Here is a 24,385-nt window from a genome sequence, read left to right as displayed (position 1 = left end):
GTAACCGGCGATGCCGCGAGGTCGACGGGCACCCTCGCTCCCAAGCGAGACAAACCCTCAGTCGGACAGATCGAACCGAAACTGGTGGAGCCGAGGGGGATCGAACCCCTGACCTCGTCATTGCGAACGACGCGCTCTCCCAGCTGAGCTACGGCCCCGTTCCAGTTCCATTGCGCTGCGGCCAGGACCGCAGCGAGCGCGCCCCTTAGGCGAACCGGGGGTGGCTTGCCAAGAGCAAAATCCGCCCCCTGCCTCCCCCTTGATCGCTCACTTCCGCGATCCCGGCGGCAGGGTGATCGAGGGCGGTTCGCCGGCGCCTTGCGTCTCGACGATCACCGGCACAGTGGTCGGCAAAGTGGCCGGCGCTTCACGCGGCGTTGCGGCCGGCTGGGTCAGCACGATGACCGGCTCAGGCGCCGGCGCGTTCGACGGAGGCAGCGCCGGCATCGCGCCCACCGTCGTCGCGCCGGGAGGCACGGTGACGGCGGGATCGAGCGGGTTGACGTATCCTGATACCGTCGCGGTCAGCGCGGTCGGATTGTATTCGGCGTCCCACCGGGCGACTTCGACGCGGTATTGTTCATAGGCGCGGAAGAAATCGTCGAACACGCCCTCGATCCGCGGCAGGCTGCGCGCGGCGAAGGCATCGAGGTCGCCCTGCGCGACGAGCGGAAGTTCCAGCGAAACGGCCAGCGAAGCTTCGCAGAACGAATTGCGCGCGGGCGGCAGCGCGAAATAGTTGTAGACCTGCGTCATGTAGCCATCGAGCACGTCGCGAAAGCCGGGACCGTACTTCTGGCGGAACTCGCTCTCCAGCGTGCGGTTGGCCGAGGACAGGCCGCGCGCATGGGTCTTGAGCAGCCCCTTGTAGCCCTGGAGGATCGGATCGTACTTCGGCTCGAGGCAGTTGAGCGCCGCGACGTTGAGCGCCGAACGCAGGTTCCACGTCGTTTGTGCCGGGGTCAGCTGGTAGTTCACCGTGTGCCGCACGCCGTCTGCCTGAACCGCGGGGATCGCCATCCCGGCAACGGCACCCATCGGTGGTACGGGTCGAGGCGGAATCACCTTGGCCACGGGCGGCGGCGGGGGCGGCGGTGGTGGTGGTGGCGGCGGCGTCGCACAGGCACCGAGCACGGCGAGCGCCCCGCCGATCGCCATCAGGCGGATAATCGAACTGGAAACCTGAAACATGCGGCGCGGCCCTCCTCTGCCCGCATCCAATCTGGCAGGCCGCGCCTTTCGCGCGCCTGAAGCAGCCCCGCGCCTATCGCGTCAGCGACGCAAAGAAAATGCCCGAGGGACACGATGTCCCCCGGGCACGATGAAACGAATCCTCCGTGCGACCAATCGCCGCAGCGGGGGTCAGTCGCGGCTGCCCATGAAGCGGAGCAGGAAGAGGAACATGTTGATGAAGTCGAGGTACAGGTTGAGCGCCCCGAGGATCACCGCCTTGCCGGCCCATTCGGTGCCGCGCAGGTGCGCGTACTGTTCCTTGAGCTTCTGCGTGTCGTAGACCGTCAGACCCGCGAAGATGAGGACCCCGATGAAGCTGATCGCGTACATGAACGGCGCAGAGCCGATGAACATGTTCGCGATGCTGGCCACGATCAGGCCGATCACGCCCATCAGCAGGAACTTGCCCATGCCCGACAGATCGCGCTTGGTCGTGTACCCGTAGAGGCTGAGGCCGGCGAACGCCGCCGCGGTGGCGAAGAAGGTCACCGCGATCGACCCCCCGGTGTAGACCAGGAAGATGGTCGACAGGCTGAGGCCCATCAGCACCGCGAAGGCCCAGTACATCACCTGGAGGGTGCCCTGGCTGAACTTGGCCGCGCCGAAGCTCATCGCGAACACGATCGCCAGCGGTGATAGCGCGACAAGCCACATCAGCGGGCCGCTCGCGAAGGAATAGGCGAGGCCCGAGTTGGCGGTCAGCAACGCGACGATGCCGGTCAGCAGCACGCCGCTCGTCATGTAGTTGTAGATCGAGAGCATGTGCTGGCGCAGGCCCTCGTCATAAACGACCGCGCCACCGGCGCGCGGCACCGAGCCGAAGCTCGTGGTCGTCGTGCGGGGTTCAAAATCGGCCATGTGTTTCGTACTCCTCTGGCCCGCGACCGTGTTGCGCGGGCGACACAGCGAATATCGAGTGTTCGGCCCCCTATTTCAAGCGAAACCGGACAGAATCGGATTAACCTTCGCCGCGCGCCGCCGCGGCCATTTCGCGGCCGCGATCACGGGCCGCGCGCAGGGTTTCGGTGACCAGCCGGGTCAGCGCCTCGCCCTCGTCGAGCACGTCGAGGCCCTGCTGCGTCATGCCCCCGGGGCTCGCCACCTTGCGTGCGAGTTCGCCCGGCGAATGCGGCGAAGCGGCCGCCAGCGCGCTCGCCCCCTCGACCATGGCCACCGCCAGCCGCTCGGCCTGCGCGGGATCGAGGCCAAGCCGCGTCGCCCCCACGGCCAGCGCGTCGACGAAGCGATAGAGGAACCCAGGACCCGATCCGGCCAGCGCGGTCACCAGATCGAACTGGTTCTCGTCCGCCAGCCATTCGGCGCTGCCGAGCCGCGCGGCAAGGTCGGTGACCGCAGCGCGCCGGTCATCTTCGAGGCCGCGCGCAACGAGGCCGTTGGGCGACTTGCCGAGCGCCGCGGCGAGATTGGGCATCAGGCGCACCACCCCGGCCGCGCGGGGAAACCGCTCGGCAAGGGTGGCAAGATCGATCCCGGCGAGGACCGATATCACGACCGTTTCCGGTCCGGCGAGCGGCTCGATCGGCGGGGCGGCCTCGGCCAGCATCTGCGGCTTGAAGCCGAGGACGATCGCGTCGACCGGCTGGTCGGGCAATGCGGTGGTGAAGCGCACGCCTTCCGGGACCGCCTTTTCGCGCGGACCGTAGGCGGTGAAGATTTCCGGACGAAGGCCCGAAGCGAGCCAGCCGTCGAGCATGGCACCGGTCATCGAGCCGTAGCCGGCGATGAGGATGGACTGGAATGCGATCATGCCGCCGCCTTACGGCGCATGGCGCGGTGACGCTAGGCTTCGCCTGCGGCATCCACCATTGCGCTGGCGAGCGCGTCCTGCGGGCTCTTGTCGCCCCACAGCACGAACTGGAACGCCGGGTAGAAGCGGTCGCATTCGTCTATCGCAGTCTCGATCAGGCCCTGCGCCTGGCCAAGCCCCAGCAGGCCCTCGTCGCCGAGCAGCAGGCCATGGCGATAGACCAGCATCCCGCCCTGCGACCACACGTCGAAGTGACCGAGCCAGAGCTGTTCGTTCACCAGTGCGAGGAGTTCGTGCGCCACCGCCCGCTTGCCTTCGGCGACGCGAATGTCGGGCAAACAGAGCAATTGCAGGACGTTATCCTCGGCGCGCCAGATCGCGCGGACCTGGTAACTGGTCCAGCTGCCCTGGATTTCCGCCGAGATCTCGTCCGCCGAAACGACCTCGTGGGTCCACCCGCGCGCCTCGAACAGCGCAGCAAGCATATCGACCGGCGCCGCATCCTCTGCCGCCGATCCGTATTCGTCCTGCCCGGTCCTCATCGCCGCGATCCCGTGTCGTTCATGGAAATGCTCGATGCCGGGAGGGTGCGCGGCCTGCAATTCCCGCGCGGCCAACGGCTGGGGACAACGCGATAACCCTGTTCACAGCTTGTGCAAAAGCGGTGGAAGAGACACGCGCGTCACTTGAGCGGCGCAATCTCCTGCCCGTCTTCGGACGTGAAGGTGAAGGCATCGATCCCCGCTGCCTTGAGGTCGGCGACGAGCTTCGCGGCGGCCTTCGCCGAATCGATCGGACCGGTCAGCAGCCGCTGCGAAACGCCCCACTTGGTGGTATAGGCCTCGCGCTTGCCGAGCAGGTCGGGCGCCTTGCGGCCGAACCGGCGCCAGTCGAATGCGAGCGACTTGAGGTCCTTGCCGGTCGCCACCTGGACCCAGATCCGGCTGGGCGCCTTGGGCTTGGGCGGGGGCGGCGGCGGTGGAGGCGGCGGCGGGGGCTCGGCGACTTCGCGCTTCGGCTTGATCGCAGTGATGTCCACCGCGCCCACGGCGGGGCTACGCGGAACGGCGGCCGAACCGAAATCGGCGAAAGCATCCGCCACGCTCGCCGGCTCCGGCTCCGCCGCCGGCGGGAGGGAAATCGCCGCGGGCTGCTGCGGGCCGCCGGCCGCCGAGGCTGACGATGTCCCGTCGGGTGCGGCGGTGGTGGGATCGTCCGACATCATGCCGCGGCTTTGTGCGTGCTTGACCGCCTCGAGATTGAACGCGGGGACACCGGCGGTCTGTTCGGGCAACCGGGCGACGATGACCGGCTGGCTCTCAGGCCGCGTCTGCTCCGGAGGCGACGGCTGCAAGGCCGGCAGCTCCACGCCCTGCGGAGTCGAAGGAGGGGTCGAGGGCGGCGGCGGCGGCGGCGGTGGCGGCGGTGGTGGTGGCGGTGGCGGCGATGCCTGTGGGGGCGCCGCGCTGGTGGTGGTGACCCGCCGCCGGATGAGGCTGCCGGGCTGCTGGACCTGCTCCGATCGGGCGATCCGCACGGGCGCCTTGGCGGTGGTCGTCTGCTCCGCCACAGCCTGGTCCCGGCTGTTCCGCCGGTTGCCGCGGGCACGCGGACCCAGTGGTTCGCCCGCCGGGGCCAGCCGCGTGTCCGCCCCACCGGCGGGCGCCGCGGCCGGACTGCCAGCGTATTGCGCGAACCGCGGGTCGTCGCGTCCGATCTGCGCCGCGCGCGGGAAGTTGCCGAGATTGGCGGCGGCGGCCTGCTGCGCGTGAGTCAGCTTGGGCATATAGCGCAGGTATGGCGCCATGCGGTCGGCAAGCTCGCGCGGCATCACCGCCTCGACGATCGCGATGGCGTCGTCTTCCTTGCCCAGGATCGCGAGCCCGAAGGCCCGGGCCCGGTATGCGGCGAGATCGCGTTGCTGGAGGAGTGGAAGCAGCGTGGCTTCGAAGCCCCTCGTATCCCCGGCGATCGCCTGGCTCAGCGCAAGGCGGCGAAGGATTTCGTCGTCGCGCCCCTGCGAAAGCGCGAGCTTGTACTGGATCTGCGCCGAGGCGTTGTCGCCGACAAGGTCGAAGGCCAGGCCGCGGTCTGCCGCGATCGACACCGGCGCAGCGCCGGCAGACTGGGCCTGGTCGAACATCTCCAGCGCCTCGATCGGGCGGCCGGCCTTGAGATTGGCGGACGCAAGTCCGGCCTTGACGCTCGGATCCCCCGCCCGGACAGTCTCGGCGCGGCTGAAGAAGCCGACGGCGGCGTCGATGTCGTCGAGATCGAGCGAGGCCCGCCCCGCCGCGACCAGCGCATCGAAATCGGTCGGATTGCGTGCCAGCCGCTGCAGCGCCCGGCTGAGGTCGCCCGCCGCCGGGCTCGGGATCGGCTGGACGACGGAATAGCTCTGCGCACCTGCCGGCGCAGCGACCATTGCGAAAGGCAACGTCGCGAGCAGCGCGGCCGCGCAGCGGCTACGAAAACGGTTCGGACGATGGATCATGTTTCGGCCCTGTAACCGACCGCGCCTGAACCCGCGCCAAACGAGCGGCGAGCAGCCTGTTACTGGTTGTTCTGCCGGCCGAGAAACCGCGGAATGCTGAGCGAGGCGGAACCGCCATCCTCGTCTTCCTCGTCCTCTTCCTCTGCCTTGGCACCGCCCCGCGAAAGGTTCGCCATGCGTTCGAACAGCGTGCTTCCCGCGCCCGTTGCGGCCGCGCCGCCGCCGTCGCCCGACACAAGTCCGCGCCTGCGCCCGCCGCCAAGGCGCGCCTGGACCGGCTCGTCCTGCTCGGCGAGCCGATCGGCATCGAGCAGCAGCTCGTCCTGGCCGCCCGCACCGCTCGTGCTTTCGCCCTTTTCCCAGTCCTCGTCGCCGAAGGACCGATCCTCCTCGTCCTCATCCGCGGCGTTCCGCAGGCCGGCGAGCGGATCGACAATCCCGTCGACATCCTCGTAATCGTCCTCGGCCTCGTCTTCATCGGAGGCAGCGGCCGCGCTGAGGCCGGCGAGATCGAGCGGCTCGCGATCGGGACCGTCGGGCGCGTCGGTGAAGTAGGCCTCGCCCCCGTCGTCCTCGGCCTCCCCGGCCGCATCCGCCTCGGCAACCTGTTCGGCGGCCGGTTCGTATGCCGCCGGCTCCGGCGGGGTCATCGCCGGGATCGTGTCGAGTTCGTCCTCGTCCTCGAACTCGTCCTCGGCCGGCAGCTCGAGGACCGGGCGCTTGGGGGCGCGACTGGCACCGAGCGAGAACGAACGCGGCTCGCTCGAGACTGCCTCGCCCGTACCGTCGATGCCGGTGGCAACGACCGAGACGCGGATCTTGCCCTGGAGATCGGGATTGAAAGCCGAACCCCAGATGATGTTGGCGTCCTCGTCGACCAGCTCGCGAATGTGGTTCGCGGCCTCGTCCACTTCGAGAAGCTTCATGTCCTCGCCACCGATGATCGAGATGATCACGCCCTTGGCGCCGGCCATGCTCACGCCATCGAGCAGCGGGTTGGCGATCGCACGCTCGGCGGCTTCGAGCGCGCGGTTCTCGCCCTCGCCCTCGCCGGTGCCCATCATCGCCTTGCCCATCTCCTGCATCACCGAGCGCACGTCGGCGAAGTCGAGGTTGATCAGGCCCGGCATGACCATGAGGTCGGTGATCGAACGCACGCCCTGCTGCAAAACCTCGTCGGCGAGCTGGAACGCCTCCTTGAACGTGGTTTCGGCCTTGGCGACGAGAAACAGGTTCTGGTTGGGAATCACGATCAGGGTATCGACGTGCTTTTGCAGTTCCTCGATCCCGGCTTCCGCCGCGCGCATCCGGCGGGTGCCCTCGAACAGGAACGGCTTGGTCACCACGCCGACCGTCAGCACGCCCTTGCGGCGCGCAGCCTCGGCGATGACGGGGGCTGCGCCGGTTCCGGTACCGCCGCCCATGCCGGCGGCGATGAAGCACATGTTCACGCCCTCGAGCGCATCCTCGATGTCGCCGACGGTTTCTTCCGCCGCTGCCTTGCCCACTTCGGGCCGGGCCCCCGCGCCGAGCCCGCCGGTGATGTCCGGGCCGAGCTGAATGCGCTTGTCGGCCGACGCGTTCGACAGCGCCTGCGCGTCGGTATTGGCGACGATGAAGTCGACGCCCTCGATCTCGGCGGCGATCATGTTCGCTATCGCGTTGCCGCCGGCCCCGCCCACGCCGATCACGGTGATCTTGGGACGAAGGTCGTCAGTGGCTGGCGGACCGATGTTGATGCTCATGGGGTGCCCCTCCGGGGTGAAAAATGCTCTGCCACAGTCTTACACGAACCGATTCGTCTCGGGATAGGACGATTTTCCTTATCCACAGGGGTAAATACCCATCAGAAGTACTCTTTCATCGCGCGCACGACCCGGTTGACCAGCCCGACCCCCGAATAGCGGGTGGTCGGAGTGTGTCGCGGCCCGACCGAACGGATGTCGACCGGGTCATCGGCGGCGTAGAGGCACAAGCCCGCCAGGGTAACGAAGCTGGGCGTGGCGCTGGCTTCGCCGAGCCCGCGCAGGGCTGGCGGCTTGCCCACGCGGACCGGGCGGCCGAGCGCGCTCTGGAGAAACTCGGCGATCCCGGCGAGTTCCGATCCGCCGCCGGTGACGACGACCTGCCCGCCCTTCGCCCCGGTGAAGCCCATCCCCTTCAGCGCCCGGCCGATCTCGTCCGTCAGGCGCGACAGCTGCTCGGTGATGACCGAGACCAGCTCGGCGCGGGGCACGCGATTCTGGTCGTCGGCTCCGCGCGCGGCGGGGCCGGCTGAATCATCCCCCGGCCCGTTGACCGGGATCATGTCCTTGTAATCGCTGACCGAGGCGATCGCCGAGCCGTAACGGCTCTTCAGGCGCTGCGCCTGCAACCGGCGGATTCCGAACGCGCCCGCCACCGCATCGGTGATGTCGGACGAACCGAACGGGATGGCAGTGAGACCCAGCATCCCGCCGGCATAGACCGCTACGTTGGTGACCTCGCCCCCGATCTCGACCAGCGCGGTGCCCAGCTCGCGTTCCTCGGGGCTCAGGCAGGCGTGCCCGGCGGCAATCGGCGCCGCGACCACCGCCTCGACGTCGAGGTGCGCGTTCTGCACCGCCTCGATCAGGTTGCGCACCGGAGCACCGTCGGCGAGCATGACGTGGATGTCGACCCCCAGCCGCTCGGCATGGAGCCCGCGCGGGTTCGCGACCCCATGCGCGCCGTCGAGCGTGTAGTGCGCAGGCTGCGCGTGGAGCACCATGCGCCCGTCGGGCTGGATGCTCTCGCGCGCGGCGAGCAACAGGTGCTCGATGTCGTCTTCCTCGATCCGCCGGCCGCCGATCTCGATCTCGACCTTGGCGACCCGGCTCGCGAGGCCCGCGCCGGAACATCCGACCCAGACGCTGGAAATCGAGGTTCCGGCGTTCTTCTCCGCCCGCTCGACCGCGTCGCGAATGGCATAGGTCGCGGCGGCCATGTCGGTCACGTAGCCGCGCTTGATGCCCTGGCTCGCGCGATTGCCCGATCCCAGCACGATGAGTTCGCCGGTTTCCGACAGGCCCATGATCATCGCGGATATGCGGAACGATCCGACGTTGACCGCGCCGAACACGCGGGCGATGCGCGGAAGGGCCATTTACCGTGCCCCCTCCGTTCCCAGCGACTGCTGCGCGCGGCCCGGAATGCGCATGTAGATCCGGTCCGGCGCGCGCATGTCGAAAGCGGCCACCTTGCCGCCAAGCAGCCGGTTCACCCCGTCGAGTCGGGCGAACTGCACCAGCGCGCCAGCCGAGGCGTCGGCACCGTGAGGCAAAGCCAGCACCTGCCCCGTCCTGAACGTCAGGTTCCAGCGGCGGTTGCCGACCCATTCGGCTTCCGCCACCCGGTTCTTGAGCGCCGGGGCCGCGTCGAGCAGCGCATCGAGCGCGGCCACCTGGCGCGCGGCGCCGGGACCCGACACCTTGAGCATTCCCTTGGCGTTCGCCGCGGAAATCGGTTCGAGTTCATGGCCCGTCCCGTCGATGAGAACCAGCCGCCCGGGCTTGACCAGGGCCGCGCGCGGGGTGCGCTCCACCACGTCGACCACCAGCTTGTCGGGCAGTTGGCGGCTCACCCGCGCGTCCTCGACCCACGACAGCGCCAGCAGGTCGGCACGGATCGCCTCGAGATCGACGAGCGGCATCGGGCGTTCGCGCTCGGCGAGGACACGCTCGTAGACCTTGAGCTCGTTCATCCGGTCGGCCCCTGTGACCTGCACCCGCCGCACCTCGAACCCCGCGTCGGACGCCACCGCAGCGACCTGCGCCTGCGCCAGCGCCGGCACCCCTGCCAGACTGGCGACGAACCACGCCAGGGCGACCGCGCCGCCGAGGATCATGGCGAGGAAGAACTTGTGCAGCTGTTCCTCCGTGAAGGGCAACAGCGCGAGCGCGCCGCCCACGGCGCCGCTGGTCCGGGCCTTGGCCTTGCGCGCCGCCTGGGCGCGGCTCTGCGCCGCAGCCGAGCGGCGCACGCCCTTTCCCTTGCGGTTGATCGTTTCAGCCATTCTTCGCCCCCCCGGACCGGCTCAACGCTTCCTCCACGAGGGTTTCGACGAGGTCCTCGTAACTCATTCCGCAGTGCCGGGCCTGTTCGGGGACGAGGCTCAATGGCGTCATCCCCGGCTGGGTGTTGGTTTCCAGAACGAACAGCCCGTCCTCGCCCAGCTCGTCGTCCCAGCGGAAATCGGTGCGGCTGCATCCCCGGCAGCCGAGCAACTCGTGCGCCTGCACTGCGTAGTGCATGCAGAGTTCGGCGATCCGCTCGGGAATCTGCGCCGGGCAGATATGATCGGTCATCCCGTCGGTATACTTGGCGTCGAAGTCGTAGAAGCCTGACTTTGGCACGAGTTCGGTCACCGTCAGCGCGCGCGGACCGTCCGGGCCGTCGAGCACCGCGACCGTCATCTCGCGGCCTTTGATGTAGGGTTCGGCCAGCAGCCGGTCGAACTCCTGCCACGGCCCTTTCGCGTCGCGCCGGATGGGATTGCCGTAGTTGCTTTCCTCGGTGACGATCGCCACGCCGACCGAGCTGCCCTCGTTGACCGGCTTGAGTACGTATGGCCGCGCCAGTGGATCCTTCTCGTACAGCGTTTCGCAGTCCACGATCCGCCCGCCGGGCATCGGGACGCCGTGCGGCACCAGCGCGTGCTTGGTCAGTTCCTTGTCGATCGCGATGACCGAGGTTGCGAGACCCGAATGGGTATAGGGTATGCCCATCAGGTCGAGCATGCCCTGCACGGTGCCGTCCTCGCCCGGCACCCCGTGGAGCGCATTGAACACGACGTCGGGCGCTGCCTCGGCGATGCGCGCCGCGACCTGCCTGTCCATGTCGATCCGGGTCACGCGATGTCCGCGCGCCTCGAGCGCCTTCGCGACACCTTCGCCCGACATGAGCGACACGGGCCGTTCGTTGGCCCAGCCGCCCATCAGGACCGCGACGTGGTGCTTCCTGCTCACGGCCGTCCCACCCGCTGGATTTCCCATTCGAGGCTGACGCCGGTCTTGCCGTAGACCTTCTCGCGAACGAGTTCGCCCAGGCCCTCGATGTCGGCGCTGGTCGCGTTGCCGGTGTTGATGAGGAAATTGGTGTGCTTCTCGCTCACCTGCGCGCCGCCCACCGTGAGGCCGCGGCACCCGGCGCGATCGACGAGCTCCCACGCCTTTTCGCCGGGCGGGTTCTTGAAGGTCGAGCCGCCGGTCTTGGTCCGCAGCGGCTGGCTCGCCTCGCGCGCGGCGGCGATCTTGTCCATTTCCTCGCCGATCTCGGCCGGAATGCCCTCGCGTCCCTGGAACCGCGCGGCGACGACCACCGCGCCTTCTGGCAGGTTCGAATGGCGGTAGCTGTATTCGAGATCGCGCGCCGGCAAGGTCACGAAATCCCCCGACGGCAGCACCACGTCGCAGTCGATCAGGACGTCCGCGACCTCGCGGCCATAGGCGCCGCCGTTCATCCGCACGAACCCGCCGACGGTACCCGGTATGCCGCGCAGGAACTCGACCCCGGCGATCCCGGCGTCGCGCGCCTTGGAGGATACCAGGATGCCGCTCGCCCCGCCGCCGCATTCGAGCACCTTGTCGCGCCGCGCTTCGACCGTGGCGAATGCCTTGCCCAGGCGGATCACGACGCCGGGGACACCGCCGTCACGTACGATGAGGTTGGAACCGAGACCCAGCGCCATGACCGGCATCCGCCCACCGACGCGCATCAGGAACTCCTTGAGGTCCTCGAGGTCGGCGGGTTCGAACAGCCAGTCGGCGTTGCCGCCCGCCTTGAACCACACCAGCGGCGCGAGCGGGGCGTCCTGGGTGACCTTGCCGCGGATACCGCGGGTGGAGAACGGGACGTTGGTCGTCTCCTCGATCGCCGAGGTCGGCGCCGAACCGTGGCGCCAGCCGCGCCGCTCGCCGATCTGGGGGCTCATGCGGGCACCTTCGCGATGGCGTCCGGAAGCTCGGCCGCCCAGCGGGTGATGTCGCCCGCGCCGAGGCACACCACGAAGTCGCCCGGCGCGATCCCGGCCGCCAGTTCGCGCGCCAGCGTTTCGCGGTCGGGCACGGTCGCCGCCGAACGGTGCCCGCGCGACTTCAGGCCGGCAACGAGGGCGTCCGCATCGACGCCGGGAAGGGGCTCTTCGCCCGCGGTGTAGACCGGGGTCACGTAGACCTGGTCGGCATCGTTGAAGGCGTTCTGGAAGTCGTCCATCAGGTCGCGCAGCCGGGTGAACCGGTGCGGCTGGACGACCGCGATGACCCGCCCGCCGCTGGCGGCGGCGCTGTCGCGCGCGGCCGCCAGCACGGCGCGGATCTCGACCGGGTGGTGGGCGTAATCGTCGATCACGGTGGCCCCGGATACTTCACCAACCCGGGTGAACCGGCGTCGGACCCCGCCGAACTGCGCGAAGCCTTCGCGGATCGTCTCGTCGGCGCAGCTCATCTCGAGCGCGACGGCGATCGCGGCGAGCGCATTCTGGACGTTGTGCCGGCCCGGCATCGGCAGGCGGACTCCGGCGATCCGCCGGTCCTCCTCGCCGCGGCGCCGGACGATCACGTCGAACCGGCTCCCGCCCGCCTCGGGTTCGACGTTGACCGCGCAGACATCTGCCTGGAGCGAGAAGCCGTAGGTCACCACCTTGCGGTCGCGCACCTGGCCCATCACCGCCTGCACTTCCGGATGATCGATGCACAGCACCGCCGCGCCGTAGAACGGCACGTTGTGAATGAACTCGACGAAGGCGCGGCGCACCGCGTCGAAGTCGCCGTAGTGGTCGAGATGCTCGGGATCGATGTTGGTGACGACCGCGATCGTCCCGTCGAGGCGCAGGAAACTGCCGTCGCTCTCGTCGGCCTCGACCACCATCCAGTCGCTGTCGCCGAGCCGCGCGTTCGACCCGTACTGCTCGATCACGCCGCCGTTGATCACGGTCGGATCGACGCCGCCGGCATCGAGCAGCGCGGCGATCATGCTGGTCGTGGTAGTCTTGCCGTGGGTGCCGGCGACCGCGACGGTGTTCTTCAACCGCATCAGCTCGGCCAGCATCTCCGCGCGGCGGACCACGGGAATGCGCTGCTCCAGCGCCGCGACGACCTCGGGATTGGTGCGCTTGACCGCGGTCGAGGTGACGACGACCCCCGCGCCCTCGACGTTTTCCGCCGCGTGCCCGATGCGCACCGTGATCCCCCGCCCGCGCAGCCGCTCGACGCTGGCGCTCTCGTTGAGGTCCGAGCCCTGCACGCTGTAGCCGAGGTTCTGCATGACCTCCGCGATGCCGGACATCCCGATTCCCCCGATGCCAACGAAATGCACGGTGCCGATGTCCGTGGGAACGCCCTTCACGCGCCGGCTCCCTGGCCCACGGCCTCGCCCTGGCTTGCGCCGCGCGCGTTGTTCGCGCCGACCCGAATGACGTCCATCAGTTCGTTGGCGCCGAAGCTCTCGACGAGGTCGGCCAGGTCCTTGACCGCCCGGGGGCGGCCGCAGTTCCAGGCGGCGTGAGCGGCCGTCGCAAGCGTCTCGGGGCGCTGCGCGAGCGCCTGAATCTGCTTGGCAAGCTCCTTCGCGGTGAACTTCTCCTGCCGGATCATCCGCGCGCCGCCCGACTTGACGATCTCGCGGGTGTTGGCTGCCTGGTGGTCGTCGGTGGCGATCGGCAGGGGGACCAGGATCGCCGGACGGCCGACCGCGGTCAATTCGGCGATCGTGCTGGCGCCGGCGCGCCCGATGAACAGGTGCGCATCGGCGAGCCGTTCCGCCATGTCCTCGAAATAGCTGCCAAGCTCGGCCGGGATGTCGTGGCTGCGATAGCGCTGGCGAACCGCCTCGAGATCCTCCGCCCGGCATTGCTGGGTCACCTGCAACCGCTGGCGGATCGCGGGGGGAAGCATCGCCAGACCGTCGGGGACGATTTCGCTGAGCACGCGCGCGCCCTGGCTGCCGCCGGTCACGAGTACGCGCAGGAGTCCGTCGGCGGTGAACGCAGGGAACGGCTCGTCGCGCAGGGAAAGAACCTCGGCCCGCACCGGGTTACCGACCAGGTGCACCTTGGCCGCGTGTTTCTCGTCGAGCCGGGCGACCTCGGGGTAGGCGGTTGCGATCGCATCGACCCGCGACGCGAAGAACCGATTGACCCGGCCCAGCACCGCGTTCTGTTCGTGCACGAGCGTGGGAATGTCGCACGCCATCGCGCCCAGGAGCGCGGGGAATACCGGGTAGCCGCCGAACCCGATCACCGCCGAGGGCTGGAAGCTCTCGTACAATCGCATCGCCATGCGTCGACCCTCGAGGATCGCGCCGAGGCCCGCGGGCCATTTCAACGGGTTCCTGCCGAGTTTCGAGGCTGGGATTACGTGCGCGGGCAGGAAATCGGGCTTGCCTGGTAGCGCGGCGCCGCGGTCGTCGGTGACGAGCGCGACGTGATGTCCGCGTTGCGATAGCTCGGCGGCGAGTGCGAAGGCCGGGATCAGGTGGCCTCCGGTGCCCCCCGCGGCGAGAACGTAATGACGGGTCGCGCGGGTCACGCGGACAGCTCCTTGGTAATCAGCGCCTTGAGGCCGGGGGTCTCCCGGTAGAGGAAGGGATTGCGCCGCGTCAAAGCGATCAGCAGCCCGACCGCCAGGCAGACCGCTATCGTCGACGAACCGCCGTAGCTCACCAGCGGTAGCGTCATCCCCTTCGACGGGAACAGCTGCAGGTTGACGAGGATGTTGATGAACGCCTGTCCGCCGATCTGCGTCGTCAGGCCGGCGGCGGCGAGCAGCGTGAAGAGGTCCTCCTCGTCCGCGAGACGCACCAGCACGCGCACCACGATCGCGAGGTACAGCGCCACGACGGCCGCGCAGACGATCAGCCCGAACTCCTCGCCGATGACCGAGAAGATGTAGTCGGTGTGCGCCTCGGGCAGGTTCATCTTGCGCACGCCGAGCCAGAGGCCGGTGCCGGTCCACCCGCCGTCAAGGAGGGTGCGGCTGGCGAGGTCGACCTGGTCGAACGCGGTGCCGCCGCCCAGGAAGGCGTCGATCCGGTGGCGCGCGTTGTCGTAGAGGAAATAGGTCGCGGTGATCGCGATCACCCCCGCGCCCGCGAGCATGCCGACGCGCTTCAGGGGAATACCCGCCAGCAACATGATCACGAACCAGACGCCCGCGAACAGGATCGTCCCGCCGAAGTCGGGCTGCATCATCATCAGCCCGGCGACGAGGCCCATCGTGGCGGAGACGATGACCAGCACAGGAAGGTTCGGATCGCGCAGCCGCCAGCTGACGATCCACGCCAGCAGGATCGCGAAACCGGGTTTCAGGAACTCGGACGGCTGGAACCCCGCGATGCCGAGGTTGATCCACCGTTTCGCGCCGTTGACCTCACTGCCGATCACCGGGACCAGCAGCAGGAACACCAGCATCGCCCCGGCGAGCACGATGCCGACGCGCCGCGCGTTTTCGCGGGAAAGCGCCGAGGCGCCGAACAGGAACACCAGCCCGAGCGCCTGCCAGCGCAGGTGCGCCCAGTAGAAATAGAGCTCGGGAAGCGTGACCGAGCGGGTCGACAGCCGGTGCGCGCTCGCCGGGCTGGCGGCGAATACCGCCGCAGTGCCGACCGCCATCAGCAGCAGCACGAGCGCGACCAGCACGCGGTCGACCTCGCGCCACCAGATCTTCACCTGCGCGCCGGTCGACACGGGATAGCGATGCTGGGGCGCCGCGGCGCTGACGCGCGGGATGTACGGCCGCTCGTTCATGCGCCGCCCTCCGTGCAGCAGACCTCGGCCTCGTCGTCAGCGGTAAGCGCCTCGACGAACTGGCGGAAGCGCATCCCGCGCTGCTCGTAATCCTTGAACTGGTCAAAGCTGGCACAGGCCGGCGAAAGCAGAACCACATCCCCCGGCGCGGCCGCCGCAATTGCCTCGCGCACGGCGGTGCACATCATCTCGGCACGCACGACCGGAACTCGGGACGACAGGAGTTCGGCGAACCGGGGCCCGGCTTCGCCGATGGTGTAGGCGGCCTTGACGTTGGCCAGATGCTGTTCGGTCGCGCCGAGACCGTCCTCCTTGGGAAGCCCGCCGACGATCCAGTGGATCCGCGGAGCCTCGCTCTCGGGCGGGAAAGCCGCGAGCGCGGGAGCCGAGCTGTCGGTGTTGGTCGCCTTGCTGTCGTTGACGAACAGGACGCCGTTGTGGGTGGCGACGCGCTCCATGCGGTGCGGCAGGCCGGTGAAGCTGCGAAGCCCCTGCTCGATCCGGTCTGCCGAAAGGCCCAGCCACGCGCAGGCAGCCATGGCCGCGCCGGCATTCTGAGCGTTGTGCGGCCCCTGCAGCGAAGGCCAGTTGCGCTGCGCCCCGGCGTCGGCCTCGACGATGCGGTTGAACGCCGCGGGACCGCGGTGGATGAGGCCACTCTGGAAGGCCGACCAGTCGACCAGTGCGAAGTGCTCCTCGCCCTGCATCTCGAGCAGGCGATTCTTGGACGCTGCATAGGCCGCGAAGCTGTCGTACCGGTCGAGATGATCGGGCGTCACGTTGAGCAGGACCGCCACGTCGCAGTCGAGGCTCTGCGTCAGGTCGATCTGGTAGCTCGACAGTTCCAGTACGTAGACTCCGCCCTCGGGCAGCGGGTCCTGGGCGAGGATCGGCAGGCCGATGTTGCCGCCCATCGTGGTCGGCACGCCCGCTGTCTGAAGGATGTGGTGCACGAGCGCGGTCGTGGTGCTCTTGCCGTTGGTGCCGGTGATCCCGACGACCGTGTGCGGCGGCAGGGCGGCGCGGGACTGCGCGAAGAGCTCGATGTCGCCGATCACGGGCACGCCGTACTGCGCGGCGCGCTTGGCGATGGGGTGGATGTTGAGCGGCACGCCGGGAGATACGACCACCCCGTCGTAGCCCGTCAGGTCAATCTCGAGCGGGTCGGCGAGCAGGACGTTGGCCGGATCGACCCGCGCCCGCGCGTTGTCCTGACGGTCCCACGCGGTCACCCGCGCCCCGCTTGCCACCAGCGCCTCCACCGCCGCCAGCCCGCTGCGCGCGAGGCCGAGAACGGCGTAGCGTTTGCCGGCAAAGGCGGGGCTGGTGATCATCGCAGCTTCAGCGTCGCCAGGCCGAGCAGCGCGAGCACGATCGAGACGATCCAGAACCGGATCACGACCTTGCTCTCGGACCAGCCGAGCTGTTCGAAGTGATGGTGGATCGGCGCCATGCGGAACACCCGCCGGCCGGTGCGTTTGAACCAGAAGACCTGGATGATGACCGAGAGCGCCTCGAATACGAACAGCCCGCCGACGACCGCAAGCACGATCTCGTGGTGACTGGCGACCGCGATCGCGCCGAGCGCGCCGCCAAGCGCAAGGCTGCCGGTATCGCCCATGAACACGGCCGCCGGGGGCGCGTTGAACCACAGGAAGGCGAGCCCCGCCCCCATGATCGATGCGCAGAAGATCGCCAGCTCGCCCGCACCCGGCACGTGCGGGATGCCGAGGTAGGCCGAATAGTCCGCGCGCCCGGCGAGGTAGGCGATAATCGCGAACGCGCCCGCCGCGATGATCACCGGCATCGTCGCGAGCCCGTCGAGCCCGTCGGTCAGGTTCACCGCGTTCCCTGCGCCGACCATCACCAGCGCGGCGAACAGGAAGTAGAACGGTCCCAGCGGGATGCCCTTGCCGACGAGGAACGGCACGTAGAGGAACGTGCTGATCTGGCTGACGATGATGTAGCTGGCGATCCCGGCGACGATGAATTCCATCAGCAGCCGGACCTTGCCCGAGACGCCCTTGTGGCTCGCCTTGCGGACCTTGTCGAGGTCGTCGAGGAAGCCGATCGCGCCGAAGCCGACCGTCACCGCGATGCAGGCCCAGACGAAGGGGTTGGAAAGGTCCATCCAGATCAGCGAGGCGAGCAGCAAACTGGTAAGGATCATCAACCCGCCCATCGTCGGCGTGCCGCGCTTGGCGAGGTGGGTCTGCGGCCCGTCTTCGCGGATCGGCTGCCCCTTGCCCTGGCGCACGCGCAGCATATCGATCATCCGCGGGCCGATAACGAGGCCGATGACCAGCGCGGTCATGATCGTCGCGCCCGCGCGGAAGGTCTGGTAGCGGACGAGGTTGAACAGACCCTCGAAACCCATCCACTCGGCGAGCAAGTACAGCATTCGTGCCTTCGCCTAACGACCGCGGTCGACGAGGTGCGCCACCAGCCTCCCGAGACCGACCGAATTCGATCCCTTGACCAACACCGCATCGCCGCCTGCGAGCCCGAACTCCTCCAGCGCCGCGATTGCTTCGCCGGGTCCATCGCAATGCGCGAAGCTGACAGGAGCGGCAAGCGCGCCGGCGATGCCTTTCCCCAGTTCGCGCGCCAGAAAACGCATCTCGTCGCCCACCAGTACCAGATGGTCGATGTGCGCTTCGCTTACCGGTTCGACCAGCCCGGCGTGCATGGTGGGAGCGAAGTCGCCCAGTTCCTTCATGCTGCCGAGCACCGCGATCCGCCGGGTGGCCGGGGTCTGGCCGAGCTGACGCAGCGTCGCGCGCATCGACGCGGGGTTGGCGTTGTAGCTTTCGTCGATCACCAGCGCGTGACCTCCCGGCACCGCGATCCGGTGCCGCGCGCCGCGGCCCTTGAGGCCGCCCATCTCGGCGAGCGCGAGACCGGCGGCGGCAAGATCGCCGCCCGCCGCCTTGACCGCCGCCATGACGGCGAGCGAGTTCATGATCCAGTGATCGCCCGGTTCGGCGACCGAATAGCACAGCCGCGTCCCGTCGATGTCGGCGGTCACCAGCGAGCCGCCGTTGGCCGAAGGAATCGCGTCGAGCAGCCGGGCGTCCGATCCGGCGGCGCGCCCGAACGTCATCACGCGCGCGCCCCGCGCCTCGGCATGGCCGCGCAGGCGATCCGCGAATTCGCTGTCGGCAGGGATAACCGCGGTACCGCCCGCGGCGAGCCCAGCGAAGATTTCGGCTTTCGCGTCGGCGATCGCTTCCATCGAACCCAGATTCTCGATGTGCGCGGGCGCGATGGTGGTGACGACCGCGACGTGCGGGCGGACGTGGGCGGTCAGTCCCTCGATCTCGCCGGCGTGGTTCATGCCCATCTCGAACACGCCGAACTTCGCGCGGGCGGGCATCCGGGCGAGGCTGAGCGGCACGCCGACATGGTTGTTGTAACTGCGGACGCTGCGGTGCGCGGCACCCCTGCTGGTGCGGTCAAGCGCGGTGAAGATGGCTTCCTTGACCCCGGTCTTGCCGACCGATCCGGTGACGCCGATGCGCACGGCTTCGGCGCGATTCCGGGCCGCGGCGGCGAGCATCGCAAGCGCCTCAGCGGTATCGGAAACGAGCACGTGCGGCCAGTCGATGGGCTGGCTGACCAGCGCGGCGGCGGCGCCGTTCGCAAACGCCTTGTCAATGAAGCGATGGCCGTCGGTCGCCTCGCCCTTGAGCGCCGCGAACAGGTCGCCCGAGCGCACGTCGCGGCTGTCGATTTCGACGCCGGCGCACTGGAATGCGCCGCTCGCCACGCCGCCGGTGGCCTCGGCGATCTCCTGAGAAGTCCACAGCGCGAGGCGCAGCGCATCGCGCTTCTGCCTTGGCCATGCCCGCAAGGCCGAATGCGCGATCATTCGCCGGATCCGCCTTCGGGCCCGGCCGCGGCGGCTTCGCGCGCCACGGTCACATCGTCGAACGGCAATACCTTCATGTTTTCTCCCGAGCCGATGACCTGGCCCTGTTCGTGTCCCTTGCCCGCGACGAGGACGATGTCCCCCGCCTGCGCCAGCGCGACCGCGGTGGCGATCGCCGCCCGCCGGTCGCCGATCTCGCGCGCGCCGGTCGCCCCGTCCATCACCTGCCGGCGGATCGCCGCCGGGTCTTCCCCGCGCGGGTTGTCGTCGGTGACGATCACCACGTCGGCGCGTTCCGCCGCAACCCGGCCCATTTCCGCGCGCTTGCCCTGGTCGCGGTCGCCACCTGCGCCGAACACCACGATCAGGCGCCCGCGCGGGTCGTCCCCGACATGGGGTCGCAGCGCCGCGATCGCCGCCTCGAGAGCGTCGGGCGTATGCGCGTAATCGACATAGATCGGCGCGCCCGCGCGGTTGAGCGCCGCCCGCTCGAGCCGCCCGCGCACCGGCTGAAGCCGCGCGAGGCCATCGAAGGTCGCCGTCGGATCGCCACCGGTCGCGATCGCGAGGCCCGCCGCGACGAGCGCGTTCGCGGCCTGGTAGGCGCCGATCAGCGGCAGGTTCACCTTGCGCACCGCGCCCGCGCATTCGATCTCGAGTTCCTGGCCGAGACGTCCGGGGTTGCGGGCGACGAGGCGTATGTCCTCGCCATCGCCGCCCACGGAGAACACGCGCAGCCCCCTCCTCCGCGCGTGCCCCTCGGCGCGTTCGGCCCATCCATCGCCGTCGCGCCAGATCACCGCCGTGCCGCCGTCGGCCACGACCTCGTCGAACAACCGCATCTTGGCGGCGAAGTAATCGTCCATGTCGGCGTGGTAGTCGAGGTGATCGCGGCTCAAGTTGGTGAAGGCCCCGGCGGCGACGTGCAGGCCCTCGTTCCGGAACTGGCTGAGGCCGTGGCTCGACGCCTCGTAGGCGACGTGCGTCACCCCCTCGCGGGCGAGGCCGGTCAGGTTCGACAGGAAGGTCACGATGTCGGGGGTGGTCAGCCCGGTCGAGACGCTCTCGTCGGGGGTGGTGACGCCAAGCGTGCCGATCGAGGCCGCGCTCAGCCCGGCCATGCGCCACAGCTGGCGGGTCATCTCGACGGTCGAGGTCTTCCCGTTGGTCCCTGTCACCGCGACCACCGTCGGGGGGACAGGCTGGAAGAACGCCGCGGCCGCGCGGGCGAACATCCGCCGCGGCTGGGGGTCGGCGATGTGAAGCGCACCCTCCACTTTCGCCTGCGGACGCGCCACAACGGCCACCGCCCCGGCGGCGACCGCGGCGGCGATGAAGTCCTCGCCGTTGAACGAGGCGCCCTGGAACGCGCCGAACACGGTGCCCGGCGCGACCTTGCGGTGGTCGATGGCGAAACCCGTCACGGTCTCCCCGGCGGCGACCCCTGCTTCGAACCCGGCGGCGGCGGCGATACGGGCAAGTTTCATTCGCCCCCTCCGTGTGGCACCAGCGGGTCGAGATCGGTCAGGTCGACGTCGCGGGTCGAATCGGGCGCGACGCCCAGGATCGGGCCGATCCGCGGGACCAGCCGCCCGACGATCGGCGCCGCATTCCACGCCGCGGTCCGCTGGAAACTCGACGCCACGGTCCCCTTCGGTTCGTCGAGCATTGCGATCACCACGTAGCGCGGCCGGTCCATCGGAAACGCGGCGGCAAAGGTCGAGACGAGCGAGCTCTTGCGGTAGCCGCCCGCACCCGGCTTTTCGGCCGATCCGGTCTTTCCGCCGACGCGAAAGCCCGGCGCGTTCGCGTTGCGCCCGGTGCCGTAGACGGCGATCATCCTCAGCAGCTGGTTCATCCGCGCGGACGTGCTCGCCTTGAACACCCGGCGCCCCTTCGGCGCGTGTCCCGGTTCGACCTTGCGCATCGTGGCCGGTCGCCAGATGCCGCCGTTGACCATCGCGGCATAGGCGCTGGCGAGGTGCAGCGGCGTGACCGCGATGCCGTGGCCGTAACCGACCGTCATCCCGCGCAGCAGCGGCCACTTGCCCTTCGCCCACAGCGGAAAGCCACGCGCGGGAAGTTCGATGTAAGGCCGCTCGTCCATGCCCAGATCGGCCATCGTCTTCTGCAGCCGGTCGGCGCCCAGGTCCTGGACGATGTGCGCGGTGACCACGTTTGACGAATGGATCAGCATTTCGGGCACGTTGAGCGAAGCGCCGAGGTCGTGGCTGTCCTTGATCGTGAAGCCGCCGATCGGAAACGGCCGGGCCGAGTACCGCTTCGAAAAATCAGTGATCACGCCGTTCTCGATCGCCGAGGCGACGGTGAGCGGCTTGAAGGTGGAGCCGAGCTCGTAGACCTGGTTGGTCACCCGGTTGAACATGTTGTCGACCCCGGCCTGGTCGATGTGGTTGGGATCGAATTCCGGCAGCGAGGCGAGCGCAAGGACTTCGCCGGTGTCGACGTCGAGCACGATGCCGGCGGAGCCGATCGCATTGGTCGCGCGCATCCCGCGAGTCAGTTCGTCCTCGAGCGCGCCCTGCACCCGCACGTCGATCGACAGCGGCACCGGCTGGCCGCGCGTGGCCGGGTCGCGCAATTGCTCGTCGAGCACGGCTTCCATGCCGACGCGGCCGTGCCCGTCGGCGCCTACGTAGCCAAGGACGTGCGCCGCCATCGAACCTTGCGGGTAATGCCGGTCGGTCTCCTGCGGCAGTTCGAGCGCGAGTTCGCCGATGGCCTGGACCCGATTGGCCTCCTCGGGCAGCACGCGGCGGCGCAGGTAGCCGGGCTTGCCCCTTGCCAGCCGGTCGGCCAGCTCGGTCTCGTCGACGTCGGGGAAGATCGCGGCGAGTTCGCGGGCGACCGCGCGCGGCCCCTTCACCAGCGGGCTCCCGTCGCCGAGCGCTTCGGGATTGTACCACAGCGCGAAGGCGGGAAACGCCCGCGCGAGCGGTTCGCCGTTGCGGTCGGTGATCTCGCCCCGCGGCGGGAGCAGCGCCTCCTCGAACGAGGTCACCGGACGCCCGCTGCCGGTGAGGCCGAGATAGCCGATGCGCAGGATCGCCGCGGCCGCCAGCACGGCGAACAGCACCGCTACGAACAGCACGCGCAGACGGGCCGTGCTGAGCGACCGCTGGCGCATCGTGACGAGCTGGACCCGCCCCGAATGGATCGCGGCGGTGTAGGTCAACGCGTTCACTGGCCGGCCTCGGCAAGGAAGGCCCCGCCGTTCGCCAGCTGGTCGGCCAGCGAGCGGCTGTCGTCCGCAACGGTGTGGACCGGCTTGCCGGTCAGCGGGCTGACCATGGCCGGAAAGCGGACCTCGCTGGTGTCGTCCGCCGCACGGGCGACCCGGATCGGTGCCGGTGCCGTTGGCAGGCGCGCTTCGCCGAGGCCCGCGAGCTGACGTTCGCCTTCGAGATACTGCCCAGGCCCTGGCGCCTGGTAGCCGAAATCGACCGCGTTCCACTGGGCCAGCTGTTGCTGGCTGGCACGGGTCTCGAACTCGGTTTCGAGCAGGATCTTTTCGCGCTGGAGCGACAGGATCCTCCGCTCGGCAAGGCGGACTTCGCTGCGCACCGAGTTGACCTTGAACGTCAGCGCCGCGAACGCCGCGCAGCACAGCGCAAGGGTCACGGCCCATCCGATCTGGCGCAGGCGGCTTCCGGCCAGCATCACGCGGCCCTCAGCGGCTGCGGCCGCGCCGGCGCAGCGGTGCGGACCGCGTGGCGCAAGGTGGCTGAGCGCGCGCGTGGATTGCGGGCGACTTCGGCTTCGGATGCCCGAATGCCCTTCGACACCCGCGCGAAGGTCGCGGGCGGGGCTTCGGACTGCGGCAGGTGGCGCGAACCGCCCTGCACAGCGGACGCATCGCGCAGGAACCGCTTGACGATCCGATCTTCGAGGCTGTGAAAACTGACGACGGCGAGCCGGCCGCCTTCGCCCAGCAAGACCTCGGACGCCGACAGCGCAGCGTTTAGCTCGTCAAGCTCGGCATTCACATGGATGCGGATCGCCTGGAAGCTGCGGGTGGCGGGATCCTTGGGAGCGCCCGGACGATACCCCAGCGCCTTGCGCACCACGCGGGCCAGGTCGCCGGTGGTGGCAAGCGGACGCGCCGCGACGATCGCGCGGGCCACCCGGCGGCTCTGGCGTTCCTCGCCATAGGTGTAGAGCACGTCGGCGATCGCGCCCTCATCGGCTTGGTTCAGGAAGTCGGCCGCGCTCGGGCCGTCCTGGCTCATGCGCATGTCGAGCGGACCTTCGGCCGAGAACGCGAACCCGCGCCCCGCCTGGTCGAGCTGCATCGATGACACGCCGATATCCATCACGATCCCGTCGACCCGCGCGAGCCCCGACTCGGCGAGCGCGTTAACCATCTCGGAGAAACGCCGGGCGTGGAGAACCAGCCGCGGCGGGTTTTCCGCAGTTTCCGGCCAGGCGCGGCCCGCGGCGATCGCGTCGGGATCGCGGTCGAACGCGTGCACCGTGGCGCCCGCGTTCAGCAGCGCGCGGGTGTAGCCGCCCGCCCCGAAGGTCGCATCGACGATGACGTGGCCCGGCTGGGGGGCGAGCGCGGCAACCACTTCCTCGAGCAGGACGGGGACGTGGGGCGCGCTCACTTGCCCTTCCCCTCGGCCTGGAACTGCGCGCAGGCGGCCTTCGCGGCCGCCCAGGCGTCGTCCATCTTCATCAGTTCGGCGGGGTTCCAGATCGTGAAGCTGCGCCCGCCGCCCTGAAAGAACAGCGCATCGTCGATGTTGCCCAGCATCCGCAGGTGATCGGGCAGGACGAAGCGGCCCGAATCGTCGAACGGCACCCGCGTGAAGCCGAACAGCTGCGCGGCGCGCGTGTCGCGGTCGAAGTTAGGTCCGGCGCGGTCCTCCTCGCGGTCGAGCTGGGCCTCCAGCTCGTGCTGGCGCGAGAGGCCGAATCCGACGAGGCACGTGAAGCGCGGATGCTTGTCGAGGCACAGGACGCGCCCATCGCTCGATTCCTTGACCGCGCTGCGGAACAGCGGCGGCAGGACGAAGCGCCCCTTGTCGCCGAGTGGCGAAAAGGCCTGTCCGCTGAAGCCGCCAAAAAGCAAAGCTGCCACCCGTCCCCATCCCTGGGCCCGCTTCGAACGCCGAAGAGGCCGCCCCCGCAGACACGCCTTTCCCGCATCCCCCTGCGCAAGCGCCGGTGGCTCGCACCCCCGTTCGTAGCGGTGCGGCGGAAACGTGATGTCCGATGGAACAGTCTATTAACTTT

At 69.2% G+C, this 24,385-nt stretch carries 21 protein-coding genes and 1 tRNA gene; all 22 read right to left on the bottom strand.

Going from position 1 to position 24,385, the window contains the following annotated elements; all coding sequences use genetic code 11:
• Positions 1–82: 82 nt before the first annotated feature.
• The 22 genes from N0B51_RS14415 to N0B51_RS14310 all read right to left on the bottom strand — a co-directional run bounded on the left by N0B51_RS14415 (position 83) and on the right by N0B51_RS14310 (position 24,230).
• Positions 83–158, bottom strand: a tRNA-Ala gene (locus N0B51_RS14415).
• Between the two features lie 109 nt (positions 159–267).
• A complete protein-coding gene (locus N0B51_RS14410; protein ID WP_259963288.1) occupies positions 268–1,038 on the bottom strand; it encodes a hypothetical protein in 771 nt (256 codons plus the stop codon).
• A gap of 324 nt (positions 1,039–1,362) precedes the next feature.
• A complete protein-coding gene (locus tag N0B51_RS14405) occupies positions 1,363–2,091 on the bottom strand; it encodes a Bax inhibitor-1/YccA family protein (RefSeq protein ID WP_259963287.1) in 729 nt (242 codons plus the stop codon).
• 100 nt (positions 2,092–2,191) lie between these two features.
• The gene (locus N0B51_RS14400) at positions 2,192–3,001 is read right to left on the bottom strand and encodes a pyrroline-5-carboxylate reductase family protein (protein WP_259963286.1); all 810 of its coding nucleotides are present in this window, start codon (positions 2,999–3,001) and stop codon (positions 2,192–2,194) included.
• 32 nt (positions 3,002–3,033) lie between these two features.
• A complete protein-coding gene (locus tag N0B51_RS14395) occupies positions 3,034–3,543 on the bottom strand; it encodes a type III secretion system chaperone family protein (RefSeq protein WP_259963284.1) in 510 nt (169 codons plus the stop codon).
• 140 nt (positions 3,544–3,683) lie between these two features.
• Positions 3,684–5,495, bottom strand: a complete 1,812-nt coding sequence (locus N0B51_RS14390; RefSeq protein WP_259963283.1) for a tetratricopeptide repeat protein — start codon at positions 5,493–5,495, stop codon at positions 3,684–3,686.
• 59 nt (positions 5,496–5,554) lie between these two features.
• Positions 5,555–7,240, bottom strand: a complete 1,686-nt coding sequence (ftsZ, locus tag N0B51_RS14385) for a cell division protein FtsZ (protein ID WP_259963282.1) — start codon at positions 7,238–7,240, stop codon at positions 5,555–5,557.
• 101 nt (positions 7,241–7,341) lie between these two features.
• Complete coding sequence (gene ftsA, locus N0B51_RS14380; RefSeq protein ID WP_259963281.1) at positions 7,342–8,619, bottom strand: cell division protein FtsA; 1,278 nt, start codon at positions 8,617–8,619, stop codon at positions 7,342–7,344.
• On the bottom strand, positions 8,620–9,528 hold the full coding sequence (locus tag N0B51_RS14375; RefSeq protein WP_259963280.1) for a cell division protein FtsQ/DivIB: 909 nt from the start codon (positions 9,526–9,528) through the stop codon (positions 8,620–8,622).
• Positions 9,521–10,507, bottom strand: coding sequence for a D-alanine--D-alanine ligase (locus N0B51_RS14370; RefSeq protein WP_259963279.1), 987 nt, complete (start codon positions 10,505–10,507; stop codon positions 9,521–9,523). Before N0B51_RS14370 ends, N0B51_RS14375 begins: the two co-directional genes overlap by 8 nt.
• Complete coding sequence (gene murB, locus N0B51_RS14365; protein ID WP_259963278.1) at positions 10,477–11,445, bottom strand: UDP-N-acetylmuramate dehydrogenase; 969 nt, start codon at positions 11,443–11,445, stop codon at positions 10,477–10,479. The genes N0B51_RS14370 and murB overlap by 31 nt, the downstream gene beginning before the upstream one ends.
• Positions 11,442–12,857, bottom strand: coding sequence for a UDP-N-acetylmuramate--L-alanine ligase (gene murC / locus N0B51_RS14360; RefSeq protein ID WP_259963277.1), 1,416 nt, complete (start codon positions 12,855–12,857; stop codon positions 11,442–11,444). The genes murB and murC overlap by 4 nt, the downstream gene beginning before the upstream one ends.
• Entirely contained in the window at positions 12,854–14,038 is a 1,185-nt protein-coding gene (gene murG, locus N0B51_RS14355) for an undecaprenyldiphospho-muramoylpentapeptide beta-N-acetylglucosaminyltransferase (protein ID WP_259963276.1), read from the bottom strand. The genes murC and murG overlap by 4 nt, the downstream gene beginning before the upstream one ends.
• Positions 14,035–15,255 carry an FtsW/RodA/SpoVE family cell cycle protein gene (locus tag N0B51_RS14350; RefSeq protein ID WP_259963275.1) on the bottom strand — a complete coding sequence of 407 codons (1,221 nt, stop codon included), beginning with the start codon at positions 15,253–15,255 and terminating at the stop codon, positions 14,035–14,037. The genes murG and N0B51_RS14350 overlap by 4 nt, the downstream gene beginning before the upstream one ends.
• A complete protein-coding gene (murD, locus tag N0B51_RS14345) occupies positions 15,252–16,589 on the bottom strand; it encodes a UDP-N-acetylmuramoyl-L-alanine--D-glutamate ligase (protein WP_259963274.1) in 1,338 nt (445 codons plus the stop codon). The genes N0B51_RS14350 and murD overlap by 4 nt, the downstream gene beginning before the upstream one ends.
• On the bottom strand, positions 16,586–17,656 hold the full coding sequence (gene mraY, locus N0B51_RS14340; RefSeq protein ID WP_259963273.1) for a phospho-N-acetylmuramoyl-pentapeptide-transferase: 1,071 nt from the start codon (positions 17,654–17,656) through the stop codon (positions 16,586–16,588). The genes murD and mraY overlap by 4 nt, the downstream gene beginning before the upstream one ends.
• A 12-nt stretch (positions 17,657–17,668) precedes the next feature.
• The gene (locus N0B51_RS14335) at positions 17,669–19,126 is read right to left on the bottom strand and encodes a UDP-N-acetylmuramoyl-tripeptide--D-alanyl-D-alanine ligase (protein WP_259963272.1); all 1,458 of its coding nucleotides are present in this window, start codon (positions 19,124–19,126) and stop codon (positions 17,669–17,671) included.
• A complete protein-coding gene (locus tag N0B51_RS14330; RefSeq protein WP_259963270.1) occupies positions 19,123–20,613 on the bottom strand; it encodes a UDP-N-acetylmuramoyl-L-alanyl-D-glutamate--2,6-diaminopimelate ligase in 1,491 nt (496 codons plus the stop codon). Before N0B51_RS14330 ends, N0B51_RS14335 begins: the two co-directional genes overlap by 4 nt.
• On the bottom strand, positions 20,610–22,331 hold the full coding sequence (locus N0B51_RS14325) for a peptidoglycan D,D-transpeptidase FtsI family protein (RefSeq protein ID WP_375545965.1): 1,722 nt from the start codon (positions 22,329–22,331) through the stop codon (positions 20,610–20,612). Before N0B51_RS14325 ends, N0B51_RS14330 begins: the two co-directional genes overlap by 4 nt.
• A complete protein-coding gene (locus N0B51_RS14320; RefSeq protein WP_259963269.1) occupies positions 22,328–22,807 on the bottom strand; it encodes a hypothetical protein in 480 nt (159 codons plus the stop codon). The genes N0B51_RS14325 and N0B51_RS14320 overlap by 4 nt, the downstream gene beginning before the upstream one ends.
• Positions 22,807–23,754 carry a 16S rRNA (cytosine(1402)-N(4))-methyltransferase RsmH gene (rsmH, locus tag N0B51_RS14315; RefSeq protein WP_259963268.1) on the bottom strand — a complete coding sequence of 316 codons (948 nt, stop codon included), beginning with the start codon at positions 23,752–23,754 and terminating at the stop codon, positions 22,807–22,809. Before rsmH ends, N0B51_RS14320 begins: the two co-directional genes overlap by 1 nt.
• Entirely contained in the window at positions 23,751–24,230 is a 480-nt protein-coding gene (locus tag N0B51_RS14310) for a division/cell wall cluster transcriptional repressor MraZ (protein ID WP_259963267.1), read from the bottom strand. Before N0B51_RS14310 ends, rsmH begins: the two co-directional genes overlap by 4 nt.
• Positions 24,231–24,385: the final 155 nt, after the last annotated feature.

Origin of the sequence: Tsuneonella litorea (genome assembly GCF_025154015.1) — a bacterium.
GTDB lineage: Bacteria > Pseudomonadota > Alphaproteobacteria > Sphingomonadales > Sphingomonadaceae > Tsuneonella > Tsuneonella litorea.
Note: the sequence above shows the minus strand (reverse complement) of the source record. Positions and strands in the feature narration are given on the sequence as shown.